This window comes from Gordonia sp. HS-NH1 (genome assembly GCF_001418765.1).
In the GTDB taxonomy this organism is placed as follows: Bacteria; Actinomycetota; Actinomycetes; order Mycobacteriales; family Mycobacteriaceae; genus Gordonia.
Genome location: NZ_LIYC01000035.1, coordinates 24,611 through 50,449, shown reverse-complemented (window position 1 = coordinate 50,449; position 25,839 = coordinate 24,611). Strand labels below are relative to the sequence as shown.

Annotated in this window: 24 protein-coding genes and 1 pseudogene; 14 read left to right on the top strand and 11 right to left on the bottom strand. The window is 67.0% G+C overall.

The window, feature by feature from the left end; genetic code table 11:
- Nucleotides 1–175: pseudogene (locus AMD30_RS25105) on the top strand (ABC transporter ATP-binding protein); the annotation flags it as partial.
- 94 nt (nt 176–269) lie between these two features.
- Here AMD30_RS25105 and AMD30_RS19250 read toward each other — a convergent pair.
- Together AMD30_RS19250 and AMD30_RS19245 are read right to left on the bottom strand one after the other, a co-directional pair.
- Nucleotides 270–1,163 carry a PaaI family thioesterase gene (locus tag AMD30_RS19250; RefSeq protein ID WP_055476725.1) on the bottom strand — a complete coding sequence of 298 codons (894 nt, stop codon included), beginning with the start codon at nt 1,161–1,163 and terminating at the stop codon, nt 270–272.
- Between the two features lie 74 nt (nt 1,164–1,237).
- The gene (locus AMD30_RS19245; RefSeq protein ID WP_231632789.1) at nt 1,238–2,182 is read right to left on the bottom strand and encodes a hypothetical protein; all 945 of its coding nucleotides are present in this window, start codon (nt 2,180–2,182) and stop codon (nt 1,238–1,240) included.
- Between the two features lie 248 nt (nt 2,183–2,430).
- Here AMD30_RS19245 and AMD30_RS19240 point away from each other — a divergent pair, with 248 nt between their 5' ends.
- Nucleotides 2,431–3,060, top strand: a complete 630-nt coding sequence (locus AMD30_RS19240) for a TetR/AcrR family transcriptional regulator (protein WP_442902726.1) — start codon at nt 2,431–2,433, stop codon at nt 3,058–3,060.
- A gap of 16 nt (nt 3,061–3,076) precedes the next feature.
- Here the strand turns inward: AMD30_RS19240 and AMD30_RS19235 are convergent, their stop codons facing one another.
- The 5 genes from AMD30_RS19235 to AMD30_RS19215 all read right to left on the bottom strand — a co-directional run bounded on the left by AMD30_RS19235 (nt 3,077) and on the right by AMD30_RS19215 (nt 8,938).
- Nucleotides 3,077–3,979, bottom strand: a complete 903-nt coding sequence (locus AMD30_RS19235; protein WP_269432841.1) for a phosphotransferase — start codon at nt 3,977–3,979, stop codon at nt 3,077–3,079.
- Between the two features lie 354 nt (nt 3,980–4,333).
- Entirely contained in the window at nt 4,334–5,527 is a 1,194-nt protein-coding gene (locus AMD30_RS19230; RefSeq protein ID WP_055476722.1) for a phosphotransferase, read from the bottom strand.
- An 83-nt stretch (nt 5,528–5,610) separates the two neighbouring features.
- The gene (locus AMD30_RS19225; protein ID WP_055476721.1) at nt 5,611–6,768 is read right to left on the bottom strand and encodes an acyl-CoA dehydrogenase family protein; all 1,158 of its coding nucleotides are present in this window, start codon (nt 6,766–6,768) and stop codon (nt 5,611–5,613) included.
- Nucleotides 6,765–7,922 (bottom strand): acetyl-CoA C-acetyltransferase, encoded by a 1,158-nt coding sequence (locus tag AMD30_RS19220; RefSeq protein ID WP_055476720.1) that lies wholly within the window; start codon nt 7,920–7,922, stop codon nt 6,765–6,767. Before AMD30_RS19220 ends, AMD30_RS19225 begins: the two co-directional genes overlap by 4 nt.
- 185 nt (nt 7,923–8,107) lie before the next feature.
- Nucleotides 8,108–8,938, bottom strand: coding sequence for a hypothetical protein (locus AMD30_RS19215; RefSeq protein ID WP_055476719.1), 831 nt, complete (start codon nt 8,936–8,938; stop codon nt 8,108–8,110).
- Between the two features lie 190 nt (nt 8,939–9,128).
- Here AMD30_RS19215 and AMD30_RS19210 point away from each other — a divergent pair, with 190 nt between their 5' ends.
- Both AMD30_RS19210 and AMD30_RS19205 read left to right on the top strand, forming a co-directional pair.
- The gene (locus tag AMD30_RS19210; RefSeq protein ID WP_055476734.1) at nt 9,129–10,670 is read left to right on the top strand and encodes a PEP-utilizing enzyme; all 1,542 of its coding nucleotides are present in this window, start codon (nt 9,129–9,131) and stop codon (nt 10,668–10,670) included.
- Between the two features lie 53 nt (nt 10,671–10,723).
- The gene (locus AMD30_RS19205; RefSeq protein ID WP_055476733.1) at nt 10,724–11,710 is read left to right on the top strand and encodes a spirocyclase AveC family protein; all 987 of its coding nucleotides are present in this window, start codon (nt 10,724–10,726) and stop codon (nt 11,708–11,710) included.
- 61 nt (nt 11,711–11,771) lie between these two features.
- Here the strand turns inward: AMD30_RS19205 and AMD30_RS19200 are convergent, their stop codons facing one another.
- The 4 genes from AMD30_RS19200 to AMD30_RS19185 form a co-directional block, all read right to left on the bottom strand.
- Nucleotides 11,772–13,367 carry an acyl-CoA carboxylase subunit beta gene (locus AMD30_RS19200; protein ID WP_055476718.1) on the bottom strand — a complete coding sequence of 532 codons (1,596 nt, stop codon included), beginning with the start codon at nt 13,365–13,367 and terminating at the stop codon, nt 11,772–11,774.
- 45 nt (nt 13,368–13,412) lie between these two features.
- Nucleotides 13,413–14,024, bottom strand: coding sequence for a TetR/AcrR family transcriptional regulator (locus AMD30_RS19195; protein ID WP_055476732.1), 612 nt, complete (start codon nt 14,022–14,024; stop codon nt 13,413–13,415).
- Nucleotides 14,025–14,129: 105 nt separating this feature from the next.
- Nucleotides 14,130–14,822 carry a TetR/AcrR family transcriptional regulator gene (locus tag AMD30_RS19190; protein WP_084817319.1) on the bottom strand — a complete coding sequence of 231 codons (693 nt, stop codon included), beginning with the start codon at nt 14,820–14,822 and terminating at the stop codon, nt 14,130–14,132.
- Nucleotides 14,819–15,616, bottom strand: a complete 798-nt coding sequence (locus AMD30_RS19185) for an SDR family NAD(P)-dependent oxidoreductase (protein WP_055476717.1) — start codon at nt 15,614–15,616, stop codon at nt 14,819–14,821. The genes AMD30_RS19190 and AMD30_RS19185 overlap by 4 nt, the downstream gene beginning before the upstream one ends.
- A 207-nt stretch (nt 15,617–15,823) precedes the next feature.
- Between AMD30_RS19185 and fabG the strand changes: the two genes are divergently transcribed.
- From fabG to AMD30_RS19135, 10 genes are all read left to right on the top strand, one after another.
- Nucleotides 15,824–16,603 (top strand): 3-oxoacyl-ACP reductase FabG, encoded by a 780-nt coding sequence (gene fabG / locus AMD30_RS19180; protein ID WP_231632788.1) that lies wholly within the window; start codon nt 15,824–15,826, stop codon nt 16,601–16,603.
- Entirely contained in the window at nt 16,600–17,364 is a 765-nt protein-coding gene (locus AMD30_RS19175) for an enoyl-CoA hydratase/isomerase family protein (protein ID WP_055476716.1), read from the top strand. Before fabG ends, AMD30_RS19175 begins: the two co-directional genes overlap by 4 nt.
- A 3-nt stretch (nt 17,365–17,367) precedes the next feature.
- Nucleotides 17,368–18,171, top strand: a complete 804-nt coding sequence (locus AMD30_RS19170) for an enoyl-CoA hydratase/isomerase family protein (protein WP_055476715.1) — start codon at nt 17,368–17,370, stop codon at nt 18,169–18,171.
- Entirely contained in the window at nt 18,168–18,983 is an 816-nt protein-coding gene (locus tag AMD30_RS19165) for an enoyl-CoA hydratase-related protein (protein ID WP_055476714.1), read from the top strand. Before AMD30_RS19170 ends, AMD30_RS19165 begins: the two co-directional genes overlap by 4 nt.
- A gap of 11 nt (nt 18,984–18,994) precedes the next feature.
- Nucleotides 18,995–20,641 carry a class I adenylate-forming enzyme family protein gene (locus AMD30_RS19160; RefSeq protein WP_055476713.1) on the top strand — a complete coding sequence of 549 codons (1,647 nt, stop codon included), beginning with the start codon at nt 18,995–18,997 and terminating at the stop codon, nt 20,639–20,641.
- The gene (locus tag AMD30_RS19155; RefSeq protein ID WP_055476712.1) at nt 20,638–22,383 is read left to right on the top strand and encodes a class I adenylate-forming enzyme family protein; all 1,746 of its coding nucleotides are present in this window, start codon (nt 20,638–20,640) and stop codon (nt 22,381–22,383) included. The genes AMD30_RS19160 and AMD30_RS19155 overlap by 4 nt, the downstream gene beginning before the upstream one ends.
- Complete coding sequence (locus AMD30_RS19150; RefSeq protein WP_055476711.1) at nt 22,380–23,648, top strand: aromatic ring-hydroxylating oxygenase subunit alpha; 1,269 nt, start codon at nt 22,380–22,382, stop codon at nt 23,646–23,648. The genes AMD30_RS19155 and AMD30_RS19150 overlap by 4 nt, the downstream gene beginning before the upstream one ends.
- Nucleotide 23,649: 1 nt before the next feature.
- Nucleotides 23,650–24,204: an aromatic-ring-hydroxylating dioxygenase subunit beta gene (locus AMD30_RS19145; RefSeq protein WP_055476710.1), complete on the top strand. Its 555-nt coding sequence runs from the start codon at nt 23,650–23,652 to the stop codon at nt 24,202–24,204.
- Between the two features lie 99 nt (nt 24,205–24,303).
- On the top strand, nt 24,304–24,504 hold the full coding sequence (locus tag AMD30_RS19140; RefSeq protein ID WP_331456856.1) for a hypothetical protein: 201 nt from the start codon (nt 24,304–24,306) through the stop codon (nt 24,502–24,504).
- Nucleotides 24,505–24,609: 105 nt separating this feature from the next.
- Nucleotides 24,610–25,821, top strand: a complete 1,212-nt coding sequence (locus AMD30_RS19135; RefSeq protein ID WP_055476709.1) for an acetyl-CoA C-acetyltransferase — start codon at nt 24,610–24,612, stop codon at nt 25,819–25,821.
- The last annotated feature ends 18 nt before the right edge of the window (nt 25,822–25,839 follow it).

Below are 25,839 nucleotides of genomic sequence, written 5' to 3'. Positions count from 1 at the left end.
GATCATCCCGCAGGTGCAGCCGAATCCGGGTATGCCCGAGCGCAAGGCGGTGGCCCGGCATCGTCAGCGGGTGCTGGAGCTGTTACCGACCTTGCCGCCCCGGGCGCAGGAGACGATTCGCCGCAGCCTCCACGAGGAGGACCTGGCGCGGGTCGAATTCGCGTCCGGGGTTTAGCGCGCGGAGCCGTTTCTCTGGCCCCCGTCTACCGGTCGTCCTGGCGCGGGACAGCGCCGAGGTTGTGCCCCAACACGTTCCGGGTGTGTCGCGATCAGTCGCGGCGCACCCGGAATGCTGTGCATGTGGCCCGTGCCTGTTCACGGCCGTCGGTGCCGGTGACGGTCACGACCATGTTGACCATGCGGCGTCCGATTCGGAGATACGACACGGTCCACTCGTAGCTCGTCGCGGCCGCGGGTGAACGCAGCAGATCGACCGAGATCTCCGTCAGCCCGATGCTCTCGTCCGGATTCGAGATGTGGGCCAGGGCGAGATGCGCGGCCTCGGTGACCACCGCGAAGACGATTCCGCCTTGCACGGTGTCGAACGGATTCAGCATCCACGTCGCTGTGGTCCATATGCCGGAGAGCGATTTCCCGGTCGATTGCGAGACATCAAGCCCGAGAACAGATGCGAACTCGACTCCGTTCGCATCCTCGATGTGTGCGGGGATCAGTGGAAGCCCCAGGGTCGACGCGTCGCGAGCTGCCGCAGCGGCCGGCTCCCGAAGGACACGTTCCACGGGTACGGCGCGACAGGTCACGACGGCGATGAGGCCGGCATCGCCGCGGATCTCGCCCACCGAGGCCACGGTGTCGGTGCGCCGATCGGACTCCACACAGCGTGACCGTGCATGCACGGTGTCCCGGTCGGCGATCCCCGCGACGAAGGTCGCCGACAGCGTCGACATCACGAAGTTCCGTTTGCCACCGGTGGCGAGGTAGGCGCCGGACCCGACGGCCGCGTCGAGCATGGGACCGATGGCCGCAAGCGAGATCGCGCCGTCGGGTCCCCGCTGCCAGTCCTGGATGCGTTGGGTGAATTCCGCATAGGTGTCATGGATCGATTCGAGTCGCACGCCCATCGCAGCGGTGGAGTTGTCCGCGTCGAAGACGGGAAGGCGCAGGCCGTTCACGGACTCGTCGGCGAGAGAAGTCGAATTCATTTTCAAAACGTATCCCACGAGAACAGCACCCGGCCAATCGGCCGGGTGCTGTTCTCGTGAAAGGGCGGTGTCGGTCAGACCGTCTCTGGAACCCGCTTGGCGGGCGGTCCGAAGACCGCCTGGGCAGGGTCCTCCGGGTTTGTCGCGAGGGCCTCGCGTGCACCCGCGCCGCCCTCCTCGACCATGCGGTCCCACAGGCGCTGACGGCTGGCGTGGGTGAACAGGACCCACGAGTACATGAACATCCGCGGGAGGGTCCAGCGCGGCGCCGGCTCGGACTCCTTGCGGCCCACCAGGTGATGCAGGATGAACATCCAGCCCACCATCATCGCCATCATGGTGATGGTCGCGATGTAGCGTGCCCAGGTCGGGAGCTCGGAGTTGTGGGCGAGGATGTGAACCCAGCCGACGCCGAAGTAGGCGACCATCATGCCGGCCGGGGCCGCGAGCAGCAGCAGCAACTGCTGCGCACCCTTTAGGCGCGGCACCGCGTAGGCGAGGATCGCACCCACCGTGACGAACGAGCCGCCGTTGATGAAGCCCCACCAGTACGGGAAGCCGAGGAACTCGAACGGCTGGACGCCGTAGTACTCGTAGACATTCAGGTTGATGCCGATGGTCTCCATGACCGCGTCGGTCATGATGCCCATGCCGAGCAGCATCACGAAGTGCCACTTGTGCGCGCCGTTACGGATCACGAAGTAGCAGAAGTACGCCTCGAGACCGAGGAACGCGACGTAACACAGCGGGATCAACGCCGGCACCGTGATGCCGAAGTTGGTGAACGCGGGCACCAGATCCTCTGCCCAGTGCAGGTGGCCCAGCAGGTCGAGCATCGGCTCGAGGAGGCTGCAGATCAGTCCGCTGCCCATGACCAGCAAGGGGACGAAGTTCCGGCTGCGGACGGCTGCGCCGATGGCCCAGGGCAGGGCGAAGATGACGACCGCCGCGCCCGCGATGAAGAAGAACGTGATCTCAGACGTCGCGCCGGCAGAGAAGTCGCCGGGGCTCGGTGCCATGTTCGGAGGCCAACCCTCCTCGGTCACGAGTGGCCAGCTACTGGCCAGATTCAGAACAGAACTCACGGCGAACGCCTTCCTGTGATGGGCTTCGTCCCCGACCGGGGCGCTGTGTACTCGGTCACACTAACAAAAGCCAGACGCGTTGTATACCTATTTTTGAAACTGACGTAAAACATGGTGGTCGCCGCGGGATGTGTCGGGCCGACGGGCCTGCCCGTCGGGGTAGTGTCGGCCACGTGGCAGATGTGGTGCGGACCCGCGGGCGGCAACGGACCGCCGACGACGACGGCGAGATCCCGGCCGAGATCTACGCGGCAACAAGAGAACTCATGCGGCACAAGACCTTCGCCGAGATCAGCGTCGCCCAGATACTGACCGAGGCGCAGGTGTCCCGCGCGACGTTCTATGCCTACTTCTCGTCGCGGTTCGCAGTACTGCGCGGACTGTTGGAGCAGGCGATGGACGACATCTTCCAGACGGTGTCGCCTTTCCTTCGGCGCAGCGCCGAGGACCCGCCCGAGGCCGCGCTCGAGCGGAGTATCGCAGAGGTCACCAGGACGTGGCGCCGACACCGCACCGTCCTGCAGGCCGTGAACCACCACTGGCCGACCGAACCATCGTTGCAGGAACTGTGGTTGGAGATCACCGGCCGTTTCATCGAGGCCGGAGCCACCGAGATCGAACGCGAGCGGGAGACCGGCGTCATGGTCTCGACGGTCCCGAGTCGCCAGCTTGCGGCAACACTGTTCTGGGGTACCGAGAGGGTGCTGCACATCGCCGGACTCGGCATGGACCCCGACCTCCCCGACGAGGATGCGGCCGTCGAACCGCTGGTGGCGCTGTGGAGCGGCGCACTCTACGGCCACCCTCATTGAGGCCACCGGAGAGCGGTCAGGGCAAAGCGGTCAGGGTGTCGGCGTCGACCACTGCCTGCGCCAGTCGCTCGATATTGATCAGGCAGTCCTTCTCGTCGTGGAGGTCCGGCTGCATTCGCCCGGCGCCGATCGTCGCCAGCCAGAAGATCAGGCCATGGATGGACTGCTCCCGATAGGCGCGTACAGCGTCAGATCTCGACGGGGGAGTCGCGCCCCCGTCAGCGAGTGCCTCCAGATAGTGGGTGAGCAGTTCGTCGAGCCACGTCCGACGATCGGTGATGTCGAGCCCGCAGTTGAGGGCGTAGCCGAAGTCGATCGCCCACGTCCCCTTGACCACCGTCTGCCAGTCGTAGAGGCCCATCCGGCCGTCCCGGTCCACGTACCAGTTCTTCGAATGGACGTCGTGGTGCAGGAGGGTGAGCGGCCGGCGGGCCTTGAGCTCGAGCGATGCCACGAAGGCCGGCCAGATGCGATCCCGCTCCCGGAGAAGCGACTCCGGTAACACCTCCGCTGCCCTCGCCAGGCCACGGCGCACCATCGCCTCGGTGTTGATCATCGCGTCGAGATGACGTTGCCAATCCGAACTCGTCTGCAGGAACCCGAACTCGCGGTCCAGACGAGGATCGTCCCAGAAGGCGGCATGACACGACGCCATCAGGGCCACCATGTCGTGTGCCTGCGCTCGGGTGACACGAAGCGTTTGGGGAGAACCGAATTCGGCACCACGAGTGCGGGAGATGTCCTCCATGATGATGATGGATCGGCACGATCGGAGGTCGTAGGAGGCGAAGTATCCGTGCGGACTCTCGATGTCCAGTTCGGGGCGCAATCGGTTGTAGAACTGCGATTCGCCGACGAACAGGTTGGTCAGGCCGGTGAACAACCGGGTCTTGATGTCCGGGGTGGTCTTGGTGAACAGCTCACGCGGCAGCCCGCGGCGGTGCCGACGTTGTTGTATTCCACCGTCAGACCCCGACGGTCACTGGTACCGCTCGATCCTGCCCCGAGTTCGAAGCCGGTCACCGCGGCGCCCGGAACCCGCGAACACAATGCCGCGGACAACCATTCGGCAGTCAGGTTCTCGACACGGATCGGCACTTCGCCGACACGGGCGGGGCGGGATCGTGCGACCACCTCCGCGCCGCGGTGGAGCACTACGCGGGTGGCCTGGCCCACCAGACTCAACTTCGCTTCGACCGACAACCGGATCACTCTCCGTACTCAGGTGGAACTGCCGTGGCAGCTGGAATGCGTGGCATCGAGGTTCATCCGGCTACCAGCGAGGTGCGCGATCGAGGCTGTCGAGCGACTCCAGGTCGACGATCGCCTGGCCGGTCCGCCGGACCACGCGGCGCACGTGATCGTCGGTCTGCAGCTTCGAGACCCGGCCGACCAGGTAGGTGTAGGTCCAGAAGATGAAGCCGCGGAACATCTGCTGGCGGTAGGCGAGGAAGGCCTGGTCCACCGATGGCGGCCGCCCGCCGAACTCTCTGAGCCGGTCCACGTACAGCTCGATGAGCTCACGCTCCCAGTTGCGGCGGTCCTCGATGTCGAGTGCAGCGCTGAGTGCATAGCTGACGTCGAGTGACCAACCGCCGCGGCCGATTCCCTGCCAGTCGTAGAGGTTGAGTGATCCGTCGGGCAACGTGAACCAGTTGCCGGGGTGAACATCCTGATGGAGAAGTGTGAGCGGGCCACCCGCGTTGAGTTCGAGCGACCGCATGAGGCCGCGGCGGATCTCCTGTCCCCGGCCCCGGAGTTCCGCCGGGATCTCATCGGGCAGGAGGCGCATCGCCACCACCGCACCGCGATCGAATCCGATGCGCGCATTGAACATCCGTTGCCAGTCGTCGGAGCGCAACAGACCCCAGGTGCCGTCCAGGCGCGGGTCCTCCCACATGGCTCCGTGATAGCAGGCCAACTCGGTGACCATGGACTCGGCCGCCGCGCGATCGACCCGCAACGACGTCGCGTCGGCGAACGTCGCACCGCGCGCGACCGCGATGTCCTCGGTCAAGACCATCGAGCGGCAGGTACCGGGATCCCAGGCGCCGTGGTACCCGGCCGGGGCGCCGATGTCGAGCTCGGGCCGGATACTGCCGTAGAAGAGCGCTTCTGCCCCGGCGGCACCCGTCACCCCCACCAGCAGCCTGTTGAGCAGGGAGGGGGTCGACTTCGAGTAGATGGCTGTGGGCAGTCCCGCTGCGACTCCGGCGTCGTTCCACTCGACGGTCAGCGCTCGGCGCGAGCTGGTCCCGTCCGAGCCGGAACCGAGCTCGAGGCCGGTGACCCGGGCGGTGGGCTCAGCGCGGCCCAGCACCGCGGACAACCATTCGGGCGTGAGCTGATCGACGCCGGCAGGGACCTCGTCTGCGGTGGTGACCGGCTCGCGACCGTGCAGCCGCTCGCCGGCCGAGGTCATCGCGACCCGCATCACCGCGGAAGCCATGGCCAATTGTTCTCGCATGCTCGTCCTCCCACTGCCGGAATGCGGTCCGCCGTGACGCGGAGCCGCGAGCCCCCCTGTCCGGTGAGGATCAGGGGGGACTCTCATCCTCGAGGCGCGACCAGATCGCGCCCGATGATCTCCTTCATGATCTCGGTGGTACCGCCGTAGATCGTCTGGACGCGGGTGTCCACGTAGGCGCGGCCCACGTCGTACTCGGTCATGTAGCCGTAGCCGCCGTGGAGCTGGAGGCAGCGGTCGATGACCCGCTTCTGCAGTTCACTGACGAACCATTTGCCCTCGGCGGCATCGATCGGTGTCAGCTCGCCTGCGTTGTAGGCGTGTACCGACTTGTCGACATAGGCCTCGACGATGTCGATCTCGGTCTTCATCTCGGCGAGCTCGAACCGGACATGCTGCAGGTCGGTCAGCGAACCGCCGAAGGCCTTGCGGTCGCGGCAGTACTCGACGGTCTTCTCATGGATCGCACGTGTGACCGCGAAGGCCTTCGCGGTCACACCGAGACGCTCACGCGGCAGGTGGCTCATGAGGTACGGCAGGCCTTTGCCCTCCTCACCCAGCAGATTTGAGTGGGGCACAATCGCATCACTGAAGAAGAGCTCGGCGGTGTCCTGGGCGGGCAGGCCGATCTTGTCGAGCTTGCGGCCGCGCTCGAAGCCGGGGGTGTCGGCCTCGACGACGAACAGGCTGAACCCGCGGGAACCCGCCTCCGGATCGGTCTGGGCAGCCACCACGACCAGGTCGGCCATGATGCCGCTGGAGATGAACGTCTTCTGGCCGTTCAGGATCCAATTGTCGCCGTCGCGCCGCGCCGAGGTCTTGATGCCGCGCAGATCGCTACCGGCACCCGGTTCGGTCATGGCCAGCGCGCCGATGATGTCCCCGGCCGCGAACCCCGGGAGCCACCGCCTCTTCTGCTCGTCGTCGGTGAGATCGAGGAGGTAGTGCAGAACCAGGTCGTCCTGCAGACTGATCGTCGTGTTGAACGAGAGCGCATTGATGCGCGCGGTTTCCTCGCACACGACCATGCGGTAGCGGTAATCGGATTCGGCGGCACCGCCATACTCCTCGCCGATCTGCAACGCATAGATGCCGGCCTTGGCCGCGCGTGCGAACACGCCGCGGTCGATCCAGCGGTCGCGGTCCCACTGCTCTTTGTGGGGTTCGACCTCTCGCCTCAGGAACTCGCGGACGGTCTCGCGGTACGCCTCGTGGTCCGCGGTGTACAGGGTGCGTTTCATGATCCCAGCCGTTCGATGATGGTGACGTTGGCCTGGCCGCCGCCCTCGCACATGGTCTGCAGGCCGTAGCGGCCGCCGGTGCGTTCGAGTTCGTGGAGCATCGTGGTCATGAGCCGCGCGCCGGTGCAACCGATGGGGTGGCCGAGAGCGATGGCACCGCCGTTGGGGTTGACCTTCGCGGGGTCGGCGCCGGTGTCCGCGATCCAGGCGAGTGCGACCGGCGCGAAGGCCTCGTTGACCTCGAAGGTGTCGATGTCGTCGATGCTCAGCCCGGTGCGCTTGAGCGCGTGTTCGGTGGCCGGGATGGGGGCGGTGAGCATCATGATCGGGTCTGCACCACGCACCGACATGTGATGGATTCGGGCACGCGGGGTGAATCCGAAGCGGTTGACGGCGTCCTCGGAGGCGATGAGCAGCGCGGCAGAGGCGTCGGAGATCTGGCTGGCGACACCGGCGGTGACCTTGCCGCCCTCGGAGAGCGGCTTCAACCCGGCGAGCTTCTCCAGGTTGGTGTCGCGGCGCGGGCCCTCGTCGGTGGCGATGCCGGCGTACTCGGTGATCTCACGGGTGAAGTGGCCCGCGTCGATCGCGGCCAGTGCGCGCTGGTGGCTGCGGAATGCGTACTCCTCGCACTCCTCGCGGCTGATGCCCCACTTGTCCGCGATCATCTCGGCGGCGCGGAACTGCGAGACCTCTTGCGTCCCATAGCGTTTCTCCCATCCCTCGCAATCGGCCCAGGGGTCGGACGAGCCGTACGGCTCACCCGCCCCGAAGGCGCAGAGGATCGGGTACTGGCTCATCTTCTGTACGCCACCGGCGATGATCACGTCGCTGGTGCCGCTCATCACGGCCTGCGCGGCGAAGTGGACCGCCTGCTGCGCCGAACCGCACTGACGGTCGATGGTGACGCCCGGAACGGACTCGGGCAGGCCCGCGGCGAGTGCGGAGGTGCGGGCGATGTCGCCGGCCTGCGAACCGAGGTTGTCCAGGCAGCCGAGGATGACGTCGTCGATCGCGGCCGGGTCGAACTCGTGCCGACCGGTGATGGTGGCGATGACGTGGGCCGCCATGTCCGCGGGGTGCCGGTCGGCGAACCCGCCTCCTCGTTTGCCGACCGCCGTACGGGTCGCGTCGACGATATATGCCTCGGCCATCTGTTCTCCTTGGTCTTGATCGATGCTCAGCGGCATCGGCGCATCACTGGGGCACGTGGGCGCCCCGGTTGGGGGCGCGTGGAGCGGATCGATCTCTCACCCATGCCTGCCGACATAATCTAACATAGAATCAAAACTTGTACGGGTGGAAAATCGTGCCGGGTCCGGGTGTCCCGGCGGGGCGCCTAGGCGACCGGCGTGCGGCGCTCGTCATCGGCGGTGTGCGTCGCCGGCCGCAAGGCCGGATCTGCCGGGTTCCGGCCGTCCACCAGGTGCCGTCCCAGCATCCGGATCGTCCAGGCGATCCCGCCCGCGACGGTCAGTGCGGCAAGGGATACGAGGATCATCGACGGGTTCTCGGAGTGGCGCACCGAAAGATAAAGGATGCCGGTCCCGAACAGGCCCATGGCGAATGCGCCGGGAACCAGGGTGATCAGGTACAACTGAGCCGCTCCGCGGAGGAGCGGTACGAGTCGATAGGCGACGATCCCGCTGACCACGGCACTCATGGCGTTGGTGAAACCGAGGAAGATCGGATAGCCGAGCACGACGAACGGCTGGCGGTCCTGGTAGCAGTACACCTCGAGGATGCTGATGTAGGTGATCTCGGCGATCACGGCCATGGCGACGATCGACGCGTACAGCGACCACACCGTCCGCATCTGGGGGCGTCGGGCGAGTGTGCGGGAGATCAACACCGTCGCGCCGCCGTAGAAGGCGATGTACGCCGCCGGTACCCATATCGGCTGGTTGCTCCCGAACGTCGTGTACAGGTGCCACTGCCCTTCTTCGTAGAACCACAACCCGTACAGGTGATCGAAGAGGGGCTCCATCAGGCAGGTCAGTCCGCCGCTTGCGAGCAGGATGGCGGGCCAGACGATTCTGTCGCGCACGCAGATGCGCACCACGTAGGCGATGGCCGCGAGGGCGAGCGCGAAGGTGAGGCCGGTTGCCAGCCACTGCCCGACCTCACTTACGGGAGAGTCGATTCCGTCGGTCGTCACGGGGGCGGTCATGGTGTTCTCCTCGGACCAGAAGATTTATTTTGTGTTAGAAAAGTACCATAAGTTGGTTTATAGTGTGGCCCACGGCACACTCGCCGCGCCTCCGGCCACAAGGAGTGGATGAATGGACGTCCTCAACGCGCAGTCCCCGCCAGGGGCCTCCTGGAGCTCGATCAACCTCGCCGAGGCGGTGCCCGGCGTGATGACCCCTCTGACCGCCAGCGTGTGGGTACCTGCCAGCGAGATGGGTCTCCGGTCGCCCTTCCATGCCATCGGCGTGCTGAAGGCGAGCGATGCCGGGATTCCCGGTGATCCGCTGGAGCGGATCACCGGCGCCTTCTTCGGCCGGATGGCGGTGCGTGTCGACTTCCTCTGTCGGATGGGGGATCTCATCCCTGGCCAGTCGGGTGACGCGTTGGCCCGGGACTTCTTCGGCTTTGTTCCCGATGACTTCGTGAGTTCGCCGTCGATGCGTCGCCTGCCCGCCATCGCGGTCAGCTATCCGCGGATGCTGGGCACGATCGTGCGGCGAATGCGGCAGGATCGAACCGACATCGACGCCTGGTGGCGGCGATCGATCGCCACGATCGGCACCCTCGGCCAGGACCAGGTCAGGTCCCTTCTCACCGAAGCGGTCGAACGGTTCACCCACGCACTGGAGCTGCAGGCGATCGTGAGTGCCGGCGCCATCCAACCCGTCCAGGAGCAGATCACCACGCTGGCCGAGAGGGCGGGCGTGGACATCACCGACCTGCTCCGCGGACACGGTTCGCACGAGGAGTCGGTCGTTCTCGCCGACATGTGGAACGTGTCGCGAGGTGAGATCTCGCTCGCGGAATTCCTCGTCCGGCACGGGTATCACTGTGCGGGCGAGGGCGAGACGGCATCGACCAGCTGGCGCGAGGACCCGGCGCCCGTCGAACGACTGATCACCTCATTCGCCGGCATGCCGGACAGCGAGAGCCCGCAGGAGCGCGCCGCCGCGCTCGAACGGGCGGGTGCCGCCGCCGAGCGCACGTTGTTCGCCGGTAGCGGGGTGGGGCGGATGAGAACTCGACTGACGCTGCGGCTGGCTCGCCTGTTCATCCCGCTGCGCGGGGTCGGAAAGGTGAGTTACTTGCAGAGTCTCGACGTGATCCGGGTCTGCGCGCGCCGTCTGGGAGCCGACGCCGTCACCGACGGCGTCCTCGACACGCCTGACGACGCCTTCTATCTGACCGCGGAGGAACTGGCGAAAGCGCTGCCGGACGGCGTCCGGTCGATCGTCGGCGATCGTCGGGCGCGGCGCCTGGAGTACCAGTCGCTGAAACTGCCCGCCGCATGGGTCGGCAACCCCGAACCCGAGCGCGCGCCAGAACCCGGCGCCGAGTCCGGGCAGGCCGGAACCATCTTGTCCGGGGTCGGCGCATCCCCGGGGACCGTCGAGGGCCGGGCCGTCGTGGTGACCGAACCTGCCGACGCCGAGGTCTCCGACGGCGACATCCTGATCGCGCACACCACTGATCCGTCATGGGTGTCCCTCATGTTCCTGTCCGAGGCGCTCGTCGTCGACATCGGCGGAATGATGAGTCACGCGGCCGTCGTCGCACGGGAAATGGGTGTTCCGTGTGTCATGAACACCAGGACGGGCACCACCACGCTGACCACAGGTGACCGGGTCCGCGTCGACGGCGCGTCCGGGACGGTCGAGATCCTCGTCAAGGCCGCCGAGCCACGGGCCGAATCCGTGGCGGCGGAATCGTGATGCGGGCAGAGTCCGACAACGGGTCGGACAACAAACAGAACGGGAGAGATGTGATGGCGATCGACAGTGCGGCGAAACAGGCGGGGGACACCGCTGTGCCGCCACTGCCACGGCGCGGCTCGACAACCTTCCTCGCAGCCGTTGGGCTCGTGTGGTTCCTGGTGTGTGTCAACACAATCGCTCGCTGGGTCACCTCCGACACCGAGTTCTCCCCGGCGCTGAAGATCGGACCCGACGAGATGGCCGACTGGCGGCTCATCGCGCTGCGGGTCTTCGAGGTGATCAGCCTTCTCGTGCTGGCCGCGTTCATCTGGTTCTCGGTCGTGCAACCGATCCGGCGTACCGAAAAGCTCAGCCTCGACGGACGATTCGTGATCGGCGGTTTGATCTGCTTCGTCGCCGATGCGTTCCTCAACGTGCAGGAGTACCTGTTCGCGTGGAACAGCGAGAACATCAACATGGGTGTGTGGGTGAAGTTCTTGCCGTTCCACAACCCCGACGCGCCGAGTCGATATGCCGAGTCCCTGATCTGGGGACCTCCGATGTACGTGTACTTCTGCGCGGGCGTCGCGATCGTCGCGTGTCATCACGCGAACAAGGCACGCCGTCGTTGGCCCCACATGAGCAAGGTGACGCTGTTCACCTACATCTTCATCGGCGAGTTCCTGTTCGACTTCATCGTGGAGAACGTGGTGATCCGGACAACGCACGCCTACTCGTTCGCCAAAACCTATGAACCGCTGACTCTCTGGGCCGGAACAGTGCATCAGTTCCCCATCTACGAGTCCATTCTCGTGGCCGGGGTCGGCTGTGTGTTCACCTGGATGCGGATGGAGGCGCAAGATCACCCGGAGGGTCTGTCGCCGATCGAGGCAGGCCTCGTGCACTGGCGTCCCGCGCTGCGTGAGTGGGTCCGCAACTTCGCCGTACTCGGGTTCTGCATGGTCACACTGGTCTTCGTGTACCACCTGCCGTTCAACTGGCTGGGCCTGATCGGGAACTCGGTCGCGGACCTGCCCAGCTACCTGCTGCCGGGCTGAGACGTCGACGAAGGGCTCGGCGGGGTCGTTGCGATCCCGCCGAGCCCGTCGGGGAACCCGATCAGATCGGCGAGATCGACCGCCGCTTGCCGGGCACCCGGGCATCGCGGCGGCCCCCGGAGCCGTTGGACGCAGATCGGTTCAGGGCCGCCGACAGCAGACCACGGGTGTCACTCGGCATCACCACGTCGTCGATTCCGAAACCCTGCGCAGCGCGCACCGGATCGACGGCGGTACGCAAGGAACAGATGACCTCGCGCCGGCGCCGTTCGGGATCGTCGGCGGCGGCGATGTCACGGCGGTACGCGATGTCGACGGCGCTCTCGATCGGCATGGCGCAGATCTCGGCGGTCGGCCATGCGACGACGAGATCGGCGTCGATGCTTCGGCCGCCGCCCATCGCGACATACGCGGCGCCATAGGCCTTTCGCATCACCACGACGAACCTCGGCACGGTGGCCACCGCCAACTCGTAGGCGAGACGGCCGCTCCGCCTGCCCAGCTGGGAAGCCTCGGCGGCGGAGCCGATGAGGAACCCGGGTAGGTCGACGAGAAGCAGCAGCGGCACACCGAAGGCGTCGCACACGGCGATGAAGTGTGCGGCCTTCTCGCAGGCAGGACTGTCCAGGGCGCCGCCGAGATGGGTGGACTGATTGGCGACCACACCCAGCGCGTGACCATCGATGCGGATGAACGAGGTCACGATGTTCGGTGCTGCTGCAGCACGGATCTCGAACACCGAATCCTCGTCGGCCAGAGCGTCGAGCATGTCCCGGACGTCATAGGCGCGCCGCATCGAGGCCGGCACGATCTGGTCGATCCGGTCGGCGTCCACCGGGCGTCGGCCCGAACCGCGCGGACCGGTTCCGTCGGCATGTGCAGGTAGGTAGCTGAGATATGCACGGACGGCGTCGAGTGCCTCGTGCTCGTCATCGGCCGCGAGGTCCGCGATCCCATGGGCGGTCTGGACGTCGGCGCCGCCGATCTCCTCGTTGGTGAGCTGCTCCCCGGTTCCGGCCAGCACGAACGGGGCCGCCGACATCCCCATGGTCGAGATCTCACGAACCATCACGACGAAGTCACACAGCGCCGCGAGGTTGGTGGCGAGCCCGAACCCGGGACCGAGCATCACGGCGATCGTGGGCACCAGTCCGGACAGGTCGACGAGACGCTGAAGCATCGGTGATCCGAAGGCCGCCAGCCGTGAGTCGAGGCCCTCCTGGATCCGATGGCCGCCGCCGTCGCACAGCAGTACCAGCGGGATGCGGTCGCGCAGCGCGACATCCACGCAACGCTCGATCTTCATCATCCCGACGGTGCCGTTGCTGCCGCCGAGAACGGTGAAGTCGAACGCGGCGATCGCGCTCGGACGACCGTCGATCTCGCCGACACCGGTCACCACTCCGTCTGCCGGGGCACGCGAACCCTCACTCGTGTCGGGGATCGCCAGCGCGCCGAACTCGGTGAAACATCCTCCGGCGGTGAGTATCTCCACGCGCTCCCGCGCGGTCGACCGGCCGCGGTCGTGTTGCCGTGCGACCTCGTCGGGACGAGCGGCGTCGAGGACCGAATCTCGTGCGGCGCGCACACGTTCGAAGATTTCGGGCAACTCGTGGGCTTCGGTCCCGATGGCGGGTTCGGTGGTGTCGGTCGTCATGGGTGTCGGCTCCTCAGGTCACGTGCCGACGGGCGACGCGCACCGTCAGTCGCGGGTGTTCCTCGACGTGCGCGATCGCTCGGCGGTCGACTTGCGTAGTTCGCTGCGATGCCGGCGGACATCGCGGGCCAGGGCCGTGGTGAGCTGCATAGCAGCCCATTTCAGGGCCTCCACGTCGTGGGGGAGCGTGGTCTGCTCGTATCCGGTCAGCAGATAGAGCGCCCAGCTCGCGTACCGGTGGGCGGCGGCCCGGTCGTCGAGGAGTTCGAGGACCGCTTCGAAGACGGCGTCGTAGCGAGCGCGGTCGGCCTCTTCCTGGACCTTGCGAACGTCCGGATCTATCGCTGCCCAGGTACGGATCGCCGCCTCCGCGCCGTGAGGCAGGCTCAGGCCGAAGTCGATGAGTCCGTCGATGCGCTGCTGTGCGTTGGGTTCGAACCGCGCCGCGGACATCTCGATCTCGGTCCGCGAGGCGTACCAGTGCGCGATGAGCTGTGTCGTGTAGTCCGACCAGTTCTTGAAGAAGTGGTAGAACGAGCCGCTGGTGACTCCGAGCCGGCCGCAGACCTCGGAGAGCTTCAGCGCCCCGTAGCCCGCGTCCGCCAGGATGACCAGGCCGGTTTCGAGGTACGCGTCGCGGGTTGCGGTGGCTGCCATGCCGCAACCGTATCGAAAGCCCTGCACCGTGGTGCCGGGCAGTGTGCCGCCCATCTGCGTACCGCTCGATCGTGTGTCGACGGGTGACGTCGTTCTGACCAGGTGTCATGCCAGGGCTGTCGGAGCGGTGGTGGTCTCGGGTCGAGCCGCATCGCGAGGGGCCGTGCACGCGAACAGCCCGTCGCCGACGATGCTCTGTGTCGTTGCGACGACCACCCCGACCGGGGCGAGGTCGTCGTGCCACCATTCCGGTGCCCAGTTGAGCGCGCCGATCACCATCATGCGGGCCACGCGGAGATCGACGGAGGGGCTGATGGCGCCGTCGTCGACGGCATCGGTGAGCAGGTCGCGCCAGAGGGAGTGATACGCCTCGCTGTCAGGGTGCAAGGCCTCGCGGATCGTCACCGGGACATGGCCGAGATTGCGGGTCACCGCGGTGGCGAACTCGGACAGCTCCAGCTCGAGGCGCAGATGGGCGTCGATCGCAATCATGATGCGGTCGCGGGGTGAGGTCCCCGCGCCGCCCTGCTCGAGCGCCGCGGTCACGTGTTGGAGAACGCGGCGCTGTCCCTCCCGCAGGACCTGCATGACCAGATCGTCGCGGGACGAGAAGTAGTGGTACACGCCCGGGGCGTGCACGCCGGCCCGTAGGGCGATGTCCGAGAGTCGGGTAGCCGCGTAGCCTCGTTCACTCAGGACCCGTGCGGCCGCGCTGAGGATACGTTCGCGGGTGCCGGGTGCCGCCCCGTCCGGTGCGGACTTCGCCGGCGGTGTGGTCTCGGTGGGTGTCGGGCTCATGGCATCGTGTATCCGCCGGACACGGAGAACATCTGGCCGGTCACCTGTCGGGCGGCGCGCTCGGAGGACAGCCAGACCACGGAGTTGGCCACATCCTCCGCAGTGGTCAGGCGCCGTAACGGAGTGCCCTTGGTCATGAATTCGGTCTGCTTGTCGTCGAAGACGGCGCCTGTCCCGCCCGCCCAGAGGCTCTGGGCGCCGATGGCTTCCGGGCCGTCGGGTACCACCAGTCCCGGGCACACGATGTTCGATCGGATACCCCTGCGGCCGAATTCTTTTGCGGTTGTACGCGCCAGTGCGACCGCTGCCGCCTTGGTGGCACCGTAGACCGCCTGCCGGATCTGGCCGAAGGCGGCGTCGCTGGAGACGAAGACGATCGACCCGCACCCGTTTGCGCACATCGGTTCCATGGCCGCCTGAGTGGTCGCAATCGAGGCGTACAGGTTCACCTCGACGAGGCGTTGCCACCGGTCGCGGTCGGTGTCCTCGGCCAGGAAGCCCGGGACGCTCCACCCCGCGTTGTTGACCAGGCAGTCCAGCCCGCCCCAGGCGTCGACAGCGGCGGCGACGGCCTGCTCGGGGGCGTCGGGCTCGGTCAGGTCGGCGATCGCGAGCCGCACCTCGGCGGCACCGGCGGCAGTGGCCTCGGCCGCGACCTTCTCGGCCTGCTCGCCGTCGATGTCGCTCAGGACGATGCGCGCGCCCTCGCGTGCGAATCCGTGCACGATCCCCCGGCCGATGTTCGACGCGCCCCCGGTGACGAGTACGCGTGCGTCGGCGAGACCAAGATCCATCGTGTGTCCTCTCGCTGCGTCGACGATCGTGCGGCCGCGGCTGCCGGCTGCGACGCAGAATAATTTATGTTTGGTTCGAAAAACAAGGTTTCGGTGATATTGCCGCGAACCCTCGGTGACCGGCCAGAAACGGTTGCCCGGCATCCGGTTTTAATCTATCTTCAATTCAACTCAGTCGTCCAGCGAATCGGAGTCGTGTTGAGAGTCGTGCGTGATCTCGAAGAACTCGTCGAGGGTGAGGAGCGAGAGCTCACCGGCCTGCTGGCCGGCCGCCGTGCGGTCGTCACCGGCGCAGGTCAGGGCATCGGCCTGGCCATCGCCCGGGAACTGTCGCGCCATGGCGCGGTGGTGGCGCTGGCGGACCTCGACGAGGCCCGGGCCGCGACCGCCGCGGCAGCGCTCCCCGGTGACTCGTTCGGGGTGCGGTGCGACGTGACGTCCCCGGACGACGTGCGCGGCGCGGTCGAGATCGTGGTGAAGCAGTGGGGCGGAGTCGACATCTGGGTCAACAACGCCGGCGTCACCAGGGACGCCTCGCTGCGCCGGATGACCGTCGAGGACTTCGATCTCGTCATCGGCGTCCATCTGCGCGGCACCTGGCTCGGGGTGAAGGAGGCCTCCGCGATCATGCGCGACAACGGCGGTGGCTCGATCGTCAACATCTCCTCCATGTCGGGCAAGATCGGCAATCCGGGCCAGACCAACTACAGCGCTGCCAAGGCGGGGATCGTCGGACTGACCAAGGCGGCGGCCAAGGAACTCGCCCACCACGGCGTGCGCGTGAACGCTGTGCAGCCCGGCCTGATCAAGACCCCGATGACCGCCGCGATGTCGGCCGAGGCATTCGCCGCCACGGAGGCCACGATCCCGATGAAGCGCGCCGGGGAACCGGAGGAGGTCGCCGGTGCCGTCGTCTTCCTTGCCTCGGACCTGTCGAGTTACGTCACCGGATCGGTGATCGAGGTCGGCGGGGGGCGAGGGATGTGAGCGTCGTCGACGTCGCGGTCTCCGACGGGATCGGGTATGCCACGCTGAACCGGCCGCAACAGATGAATGCGGTCACCGCCGAACTCGGTCGGGAACTCGCCGAGGCGATCGGTGCGCTCGGCGACAACGCCGACGTCAACGTGATCGTCATCCGCGGCGCAGGTGGGAACTTCTGCGCCGGAGGCGATTTCGCCGAGGTCGAACGGCTTCGCGCGGACGGTCCCGACGCCCTGCGTCCGCTGTTCGAGAACTTCCGGGACGCGTGCGGCGCCGTGTCGACCTGCCCGGTGCCGGTCGTGGCCCTCGTCGAGGGCGTCGCGATGGCCGGCGGATTCGAGCTGATGCAGGCGGCCGACGTCGTACTCGTCAGCGATGACGCCCGGATCTCCGACAACCACATCCGGTTCGGGCAGATCCCGGGCGGCGGGAGCACGCAGCGTCTCCCGCGACTCGTGGGCCGTCAGCAGGCCCTGGGCCTGCTCCTGGGCGGCGACCGCCTGTCCGGGCTGGACGCGCAGCGCCTCGGGCTGGCCTACCGCAGCTGGCCCGCGGCGGAATTCGACAGCGAAGCAGCCGCTTTCGTCTCGAAGCTGGCCGGCCGCGACCGGTCGGCGGTCACGAAGATCAAGAGCCTCGTCCACCAGGGGCTGTCAAAATCGGTCGACGACGGCCTCGACCTGGAGCTGGACGCGGTGGTCGGTCATATCAGTGGTGACGCCGGGAGCAGCGGTGTCGCGACCTTCGCTACGAGGAGGCAGTAGGACATGTCAGATGGAGCTCAACCCGTGGTGCTGTGTTCGATCACCGATGACGGGATCGGCCGGATTCGGCTGAACCGGCCCGACGCGGCGAACGGTATGGACACGGAGTTGCTGCGCGCGCTCAACGACGCGGTGCTGACGTGTCACGGCGACGCGCGGGTCAAGGTCGTCGTCCTCACCGGCGAGGGCAAGAACTTCTGTGCCGGTGGCGATGTCAAGACCTTCGCGTCCAAGGGTGATGCACTGCCCGACTATCTGCGCGAGGCCACGGCCTGGCTGCAGATCGCCACGGCATCGCTGCTCCGGCTCAAGTGTCCGGTCATCGTCGGCGTCCAGGGATTCGCCGCCGGCGGTGGCGGACTGGGCCTTCTGTGTGCGGCTGACTTCGTGATCGCCGCACGATCAGCGCGCATCTTCTCCGGCGCGGTACGCGTCGGGATGGCCCCTGACGGCGGCGCGACGGTGACCCTCGCGCAGATCGTCGGAGTTCGCAAGGCCCTCGAGATCCTGCTGACCAACCCGACCCTGACCGCGGCCGAGGCCCGCGAGATCGGACTCGTCAACGAGGTCGTCGACGACGCCGAACTCGACACGCGTGTCACAGAACTGGCGACGACGATCACCACACTGCCGCCGCTGGCGGTCGCCGCCACCAAGCGGCTCGTCTGGGACGGGATCGGTTCACCCGTCGAGTCACGCCTCGGCGAGGAGGCCCGGGTCGTGTCGGCGTTGTCGGGTACCGCCGACTCGCTGGAGGGGCTCGCCGCGGTCATCGAACGCCGGACACCGAAGTTCATCGGCGCATGAGCATCGACGCGACACCGGAGCCGGTGCTGGTCGCCGACCACGGCGCGGTTCGGGTCATCACCCTGAACAGGCCGGAACGACGCAACGCCATCGACCTACCCCTCCGGTACGCACTGGCCGAAGCACTCGAGGCGGCCGCCGACGACAAATCGGTACGCGCGATCGTCCTCACCGGTGCGGGCGGTGTCTTCTGCTCGGGCGGTGACGTCTCGACCATGAAGCGGATGCCTCCCGAGGAGGCGCGGCCGCGGGCGCAGGCCGCGCAACGCGTGATCCGCGCGATCTGGGCGACCGGCAAGCCGGTCGTGGCCGCGGTCGCGGGCGCGGCCTACGGCGCAGGTGCATCGCTCGCGCTCGCGTGCGACCGCGTGATCGCCGAGGAGGGCACCCGCTTCTCGACGGCCTTCACCGGCGTCGGGCTGGCCGGTGACATGGGGATCTTCGCCAGCCTGCCGGCGCGCGTCGGTGCCCCGCGGGCCCGTCAGTTCTTGCTCATGCCGCAGGTCATCGAGGCCGCCGACGGGCTGACGATCGGCCTGATCGACCGGCTCGTCCCGGCCGGTCGTTCACTCGACGAGGCACTCGCCGACGCCACGACACTCGCGGCCGGACCCGGACAGGCCTACGCCACGATCAAGTCGATGCTCGCGCAGGCGGGTGGGCTGACCCCGGACGTCCTCGACCGAGAGGTGGCACACCAGGTTCGGCTGTTCGACAGCGAGGACTTCGCCGAGGGCGTGAGCGCATTCGGCGAGAAGCGTCGCCCCGTGTTCAGCGCGGCAGCCGGATCGATCGTCCACGAGAACGGATAACGGGAGGCATCATGAGTTCGGTCGACGCGCCCACGGGTGCACTTACGACGTCATCGCGACCGGCGGACGCCACGGTCCCGCTGATCGACATCACCATCGGAGGTCTCCTCACCCAACGCGCCGCCGAACGACCGGATGCCCCGGCGTTGGTGGGCACCAGGCACGGGACCGGCGAACGGGTTCGGCTCACCTATGCCGAGTTGCTCGACGAGGCCTCGCGGGTCGCCACGGCGATCGCGGCCTCGACCCGGCCGGGATCGTTCGTCGCGCTCTGGGCGCCGAACGTCGTCGAATGGCCCATCATCGAATACGGTGCGGCGCTGGCGGGTGTGGTCCTTGTGGCGATCAATCCCGCGCTGCAGCGCGACGAACTCGACTACGCCCTCACCCACTCGCGAAGTGCAGTGCTCATCCATGCTGACCGAGCAGGTGACCGGGACGTGGCCGCAGTCGTCGCCGAGGTCGCGGGTGCCCACCCCGACCTCGTGACGATCAGCCTGAGCGAGACCGACCGCTGGTCCGCACCGGCCGCCGACCCGGACGTGATCGCCGCGGCTCCCACAGACCCGACCGCAGCGGCGATGTTGCAGTACACCTCCGGCACCACCGGGAATCCCAAAGGGGTTCTGCTGTCGCATCGTTCGATGGTCAACGTGGCAAAGCTGACCATGGAGGCGGTCGAGGCCCGGCCGGGTGCGGGAGCGATCAATCCGCTGCCCATGTTCCACACCGCGGCCTGTGTGATCGGCACCCTCGGACCTTTGTGGCTCGGTGGTACGCAGTTCCTGATCGAGAAGTTCGCCCCGGGTGAGGTTCTCGCGGTGGCCCGCTCCGCTGACGTGTCGATCCTGTTCTACGTCCCGGCAATCCTGGGGGCGCTCCTGACGGCCCAGGCGTCCTCGGACGCCGCCGCCCCGCAGTTCGAGATAGTGATGGGTGGCGCCGCCAATGTTCCCGCGGCGATGATCGAGGCTGCGGAGTCGACGTTCGGCGCGAGCGTCATCAACCTGTTCGGGCAGACCGAACTCGCCCCGGTGCTCAGCGCCACCCGTCCCGGTGACCGTCGCGAGGACCAGCTGCACACCGTCGGTCGTCCACTACCGCAGGTGGATTGCAAGATCGTCGACCCGTTCATCGGCGAGATCCAGCCGGTCGGCGTCGAGGGCGAGATCTGCGCCCGCGGGTACCAGCAGCTCATCTGTTACCTCCACGATCCGGCTGCCACCGCCGCGACAGTCGACGCCGAGGGCTTTGTCCATACCGGTGACCTCGGGACCATGGACGAGCGCGGCTATCTGAAGGTCACCGGCCGGCTGAAAGAGATCATCATCCGCGGTGGCGAGAACATCGCCCCCGCCGCGATCGAGGAGACGTTGCTGGGCCATCCGGCGATCGAGTCCGTGACCGTCGTGGGGATCCCCGATGAACGGCTGGGGGAGACCGTCGCCGCGGTCCTCGTCCTGAACGGCCCGCCCGCAGCGGATCTCGGTGCGCAGCTCACCAAGTTCGCCCGACAGCGGATGGCCAGGTACAAGGTCCCCACACGGTGGTTCATCACCGACGGGATGCCACTCACGCCGACCGGCAAGATCCGGAAGTTCCAGTTGCGCGACCAGATCGCCGCAGGGCGATTGACCGAGTTGGAGGCGACCGCATGAGTAGCACCGGTGTGCGAAGCGTTGACGATCGCAGGCACGACCTGCGGAAGCGTTTCGAGGTCTGGACGCCACGCACTCTCGACGGGTGGCTCGATGACTGCGCCCAACGTTACGGTGACCGGCCGCTGGTCATCACCGACGACGTCGTCCTCACCTACGCGGAGGTGGCGAAACAGTCGCGGGTCCTGGCCGACGGCCTGGTGTCGCTGGGCGTCCGCCCGGGCGATCGGGTCGGCATGCTCATGGCCAACTACCCGGAATTCGTCGTGTTCAAGTTCGCGATCGCCCGCACGGGCGCCATCGCGATCCCGTTCAACTACCTGTATCGCGCAGACGAACTGGGTTACGTCCTCGAGCAATCGGAATGTTCGGTCCTGCTGACGATGACCGGCTTCGGCGGCCTCGACTACCTGGCTATGCTCGATGTCATCGCACCCGATTGGGACCGGGGTGCCACGTGGAAGCATCTGCGGAACGTGATCACCCTGTCCACCGAAGGCGGGCACCGCGACGGTGCCCTGACGCTCGACGGTCTCGTCGAGCGCGGCCGGGCGAACCCCGGCGCCGCGTCGGGGGCCGTCCACGAACCGACCGACATCGGCGACATGCTCTACACCTCCGGGAGCACCGGATCGCCCAAGGGGGTGACTGTCACGCATGACGCCGTGCTGCGCACCGGGTACGCCTCCGCGCTGACGCGCGCCTACGACGACGGCCGGCGGATCCTGTTCTCGCTGCCGTGTTATCACATGTTCGGGTATGTCGAGGGAATACTGTCGGCGATGGTCGTCGGTGGCGCGGTGATCCTGCAGACGTCCTTCTCGGCGGAGGGGTATCTGGCGGGGATCGAGCGTCACCGGGCCGACGACATCCTCTGTGTGCCGACGATGGCCGTCGCCATGGTGGAGTCGCCGACACGTGACAGCCACGACCTGTCCTCGCTGAGTGCCATCCTCTGTGGGTCGGCGCCCGCACCGATCTGGTTGTGGGAACAGGTCGAAGGCGTGTTCGGGGTCAGCGAGATCGTCACCGGTTACGGGATGACCGAGTGCGGCGGGGCGATGACGCTCACCCGACCGGAGGACGAACTGATCCTCACCTCGACCACCGTAGGACGGCCGAAGTTGGCCGGCGCCGCGGGAGTTCCGGGTACCGACGAGCTGTGCGTCTACTCGACGATCGATCCCGCGACCGGCGAGGCGCTGCCTCCCGGTGAGGTCGGCGAGCTCGTGTCCCACGGGCCGACCACCATGATCGGCTACTGGAACAAGCCCGCGGAGACGGCGGCGGCGCTCGGCACCGATGGATTGCTCCGCTCGGGAGACCTGGGCCGGGTCCGTCCGGACGGCTACCTCGAGGTCACCGGCCGTAGCAAGGAGCTCTACAAGAGCGGCGGAGAACTGGTGATGCCCAAGGAGATCGAGGACATCGTCGGTGCATTGGATGCGGTCAGCCAGGTGTTCGCGGTCGGTGTCGTAGACGACCGGTGGGGCGAGATCGGTGCCCTCGTCGTCGTGCGTGCACCGGGCCATGACATCACCGCGGCCGAGATCCTCGAGCACTGCCGTGAACGACTCGCCAGGTTCAAGGTCCCCAAACGCGTCGAATTCCTCGATGTGACAGCCCTTCCCACCACCCCCACCGGAAAGATCCAGAAGTTCCGGCTCGTCGAGATGGTCTCGAAGAGCATTTCCGGAACCTCCTCCGCACCGGAACCCGACCACGAAAGGAGCTCCTCATGACCTCGCTTGCACCCAGCGGGCTTGACATGAAGAGTGTCGTCGACCGCCTGATCCGCCCTGATAAGGTGCATGGTTCGATCTACACCGATCCTGCGATCTTCGCCGAGGAGCTGAAGAAGATCTGGTTCACCACATGGGTTTTCATCGGGCATGAGAGCGAGGTCCCCGAGCCCAACGACTACGTCCGCAAGCGACTCGCGACCCAGGACGTCATCATGACCCGCGACCGCGAGGGCGAGGTGCACCTGCTGATCAACCGCTGTGCGCACCGCGGGCTCCAGGTCTGCGACGACTCCAGCGGCAACTCGAGCTCCTTCCGCTGCCCGTACCACGGGTGGACGTACCGCAACACCGGAGAGCTCCTCGGCTACCCGTACAACAAGGGATACGGCGGCAAGGGAAAGCTCGAACTCGGCATGGGCAAGGTGCCGCGTGTCGCGTCGTACCGGGGATTCGTCTTCGGGTCGATGGCCGAGGACGGGCCCACTCTTCTCGAACACCTCGGTGCCGCGGCCGGTGAGATCGACCGGCTGGCCGGGTTGTCGCCGCACGGCGAGGTCGCGCTCGACGCCGGATGGCTCGCGCACAAGACCCGCTCGAACTGGAAGTTTCTCGCGGAGAACGAGACCGACGGCTACCACCCGCAGTTCGTGCACGGATCGATCTTCGGGGTGACCGGCAGTCCGATCGGTGCGCTCTACAGCGACGCCTCCACGGCCGTGACCCGCGCGCTGGGCAACGGGCACAGCGAGAACGATCTGCGGCCCGAGTTCCGCAACTTCGCCGAGCCGATGCGGTGGTTCGGGACGACGCCCGAGCGGGTGCCGAACTACGTGGCCGCGATGAACGAGGCCTACGGGGACGACGCGCAGCGCCGGATGATCGAGGGTGCGCCGCACGTCATGATCTTCCCGAACCTGTTCATCGCCGAGATCCAGGTGTTCAACATCCAGCCCGTGGCCGTCGGGGAGTGCATCCAGTACGCGACCGCGGTCCAGCTGCGCGGCGGCGAGGAACTGAACCGCCGCATGATCTCCCAGTCGATCGGATCGGTCGGTCCGGCCGGCATGTTGCTCGCCGACGACACCGAGATGTACGAGCGCAATCAACGCGGCGTCGAGATGCTCGACCCCGAGTGGCTCGATGTACGACGCGGTCTGCAGCGCGAGAGCGTCGACGAGAACGGCTTCACGATCGGAGCCGCCACCGACGAGACCGGCATGCGGGGCTTCTGGAAGCACTACCGCACTCTGATGGAGGCTTGAGATGACGACGAGTCCGGCGACAAGACCCGAACCTGCAGCCGAGGAGGGGCGATCGGGTCCGATCCCGGAGGGCTGGTCCTACGACGAGGTCGCTCAGTTCCTGTACCGGGAAGCGCGACTGGCCGATGAGAACGACTACGACGGCTGGGAAGCGCTCTGGACCGATGACGCGCTCTATTGGGTTCCCTCCGGAGGTGCCGATCTCGACCCCCGCGCCAACGTCGCGATCATCTATGACAACCGCAGCCGGATCTCGACCCGCATGAAACAGGTGAAGACCGGCAAACGCTACGCGCAGGCGCCGCCGTCCGACCTCCGCCGCATCATCGGCAATATCGAGTTCCTCGCAGGCCGCGAGAATCCCTTTGGTGGTGTGGATCTCGAGATAGGCGCCAATTTCATCGCCTACGAGTCACGGCAACGAGAAAATCAGCTGTGGGGTGGCCGCACCACCTACCGGTTGCGTCGGGTCGACGGCGAGATCCGGTTGGCCTACAAGAAGGTCGTCCTGGTGGACAACGACAAGCCCATCCCCACCCTGGCCTTTCTGATCTGACCGATGTTCGGCGATCCGGCCGCCTTTCCCACTGAGGAGGTTTCCATGTCCATGGAGATGAATGACCGCGGGCCACACGACATCCCGGGGATCGGACCGGTGGTGGGCAGTGAGTTCGCCGAGGTCTCGGTCAACATCGACTCGCAGGGCAATTCGCAGCGGTTGCGACTCGAGGATCTACGCACGGGCCGGGTGCGCTATCTCGACGCGCTCGAGATCGAGACCATCATCTGGCTCGACGACGGTCACCTGACCACTCTGCTCGATCCGTCCTCGGATCGCTGGCGAGACCGCAGTTAGACGGTGCGGTCCTCTTCGAGGACCGCACCCGCAACCACATTCCCCCGTCGGACGGCACGTGAAGGCTGCTCCGTGCCCCGACGTGCCACACACTGAGGAGATCGCATGAGACGCGTGGCCATCGTCGCGCCGGTACGCACGGGCGTCGGCACTTTCGGGGGGACGCTACGGCCGGTGCACGCGCACGACCTCGCCGCGGGGGTCCTGAAAGCGCTGGTCGAGCGCGCGTCGATCGACCCGGCCCGCATCGACGACGTGTGTATTGCGCAGTCGTACGCCAATTCCGAGGCGCCGTGCATCGGACGCTGGGCGGCATTGCATGCCGGGCTACCGGTCGAGGTGCCCGGATTCCAGATCGATCGGCGTTGTGGTGGCGGACTGCAGGGGGTGATCACGGCGTCGATGATGGTCCAGACCGGGGCCGCCGATGTGGTGGTGGCCGGCGGCGTCGAATCGATGAGCAACATCGAGCACTACACGACGACCGCACGTTGGGGTTCGCGCACCGGGAACCAGGTTCTCTACGACCGTCTGGACCGGGGTCGCGAACGGGCCCAACCGGAATGGCGATTCGGCGCGATCAGCGGGATGATCGAGACCGCCGAGAACCTGGCAAAGCACTACGGTATCGGCCGCGAGGAGTCGGATGCGTTCGCACTCCGCAGCCAGCGTCGTGCGGCGGCCGCCTGGGAGTCCGGCCGCTTCGACGACGAGGTGGTCCCGGTCGAGGTCCCGCAGCGCCGAGGGGACCCCCTCGAGTTCGCCGTCGACGAAGGGATTCGCGGTGATTCGACTGCCGAGAGCCTCGCACGGCTGCGACCGATCATGCCCGACGGAACAGTGACAGCGGGCAACGCGGCACAGCAGAACGACGCGGCCGCAGCCTGTCTCGTCGTCGCCGAGGACAAACTGGACGAACTCGGGCTGACACCGGCGGGATGGTTCGAGGGCTGGGCGGCCGCCGGGTGTGAGCCGTCGATGATGGGGATCGGGCCGGTCGCCGCCGTGCGCCGGCTCTTCGAGCGCACCGGACTCACGTTCGACGACCTCGACCTCCTCGAGATCAACGAGGCCTTCGCCGTTCAGGTGCTCGCGGTGCTGAAAGGCTGGGGTGTCGGGCTCGACGAGGTCGAGGACCGGCTCAACGTGAACGGTTCGGGAATCTCGCTCGGCCACCCGATCGGCGCGACGGGCGTCCGGATCCTGACCACCCTTCTGCACGAACTGAACCGACGTGAGGGTTCCGTCGCGGTCGAGACGATGTGTATCGGCGGCGGCCAGGGTATCGCGGCGGCATTCCGGGGAGTCCACTCATGAGCGAACCAGACAAGAACC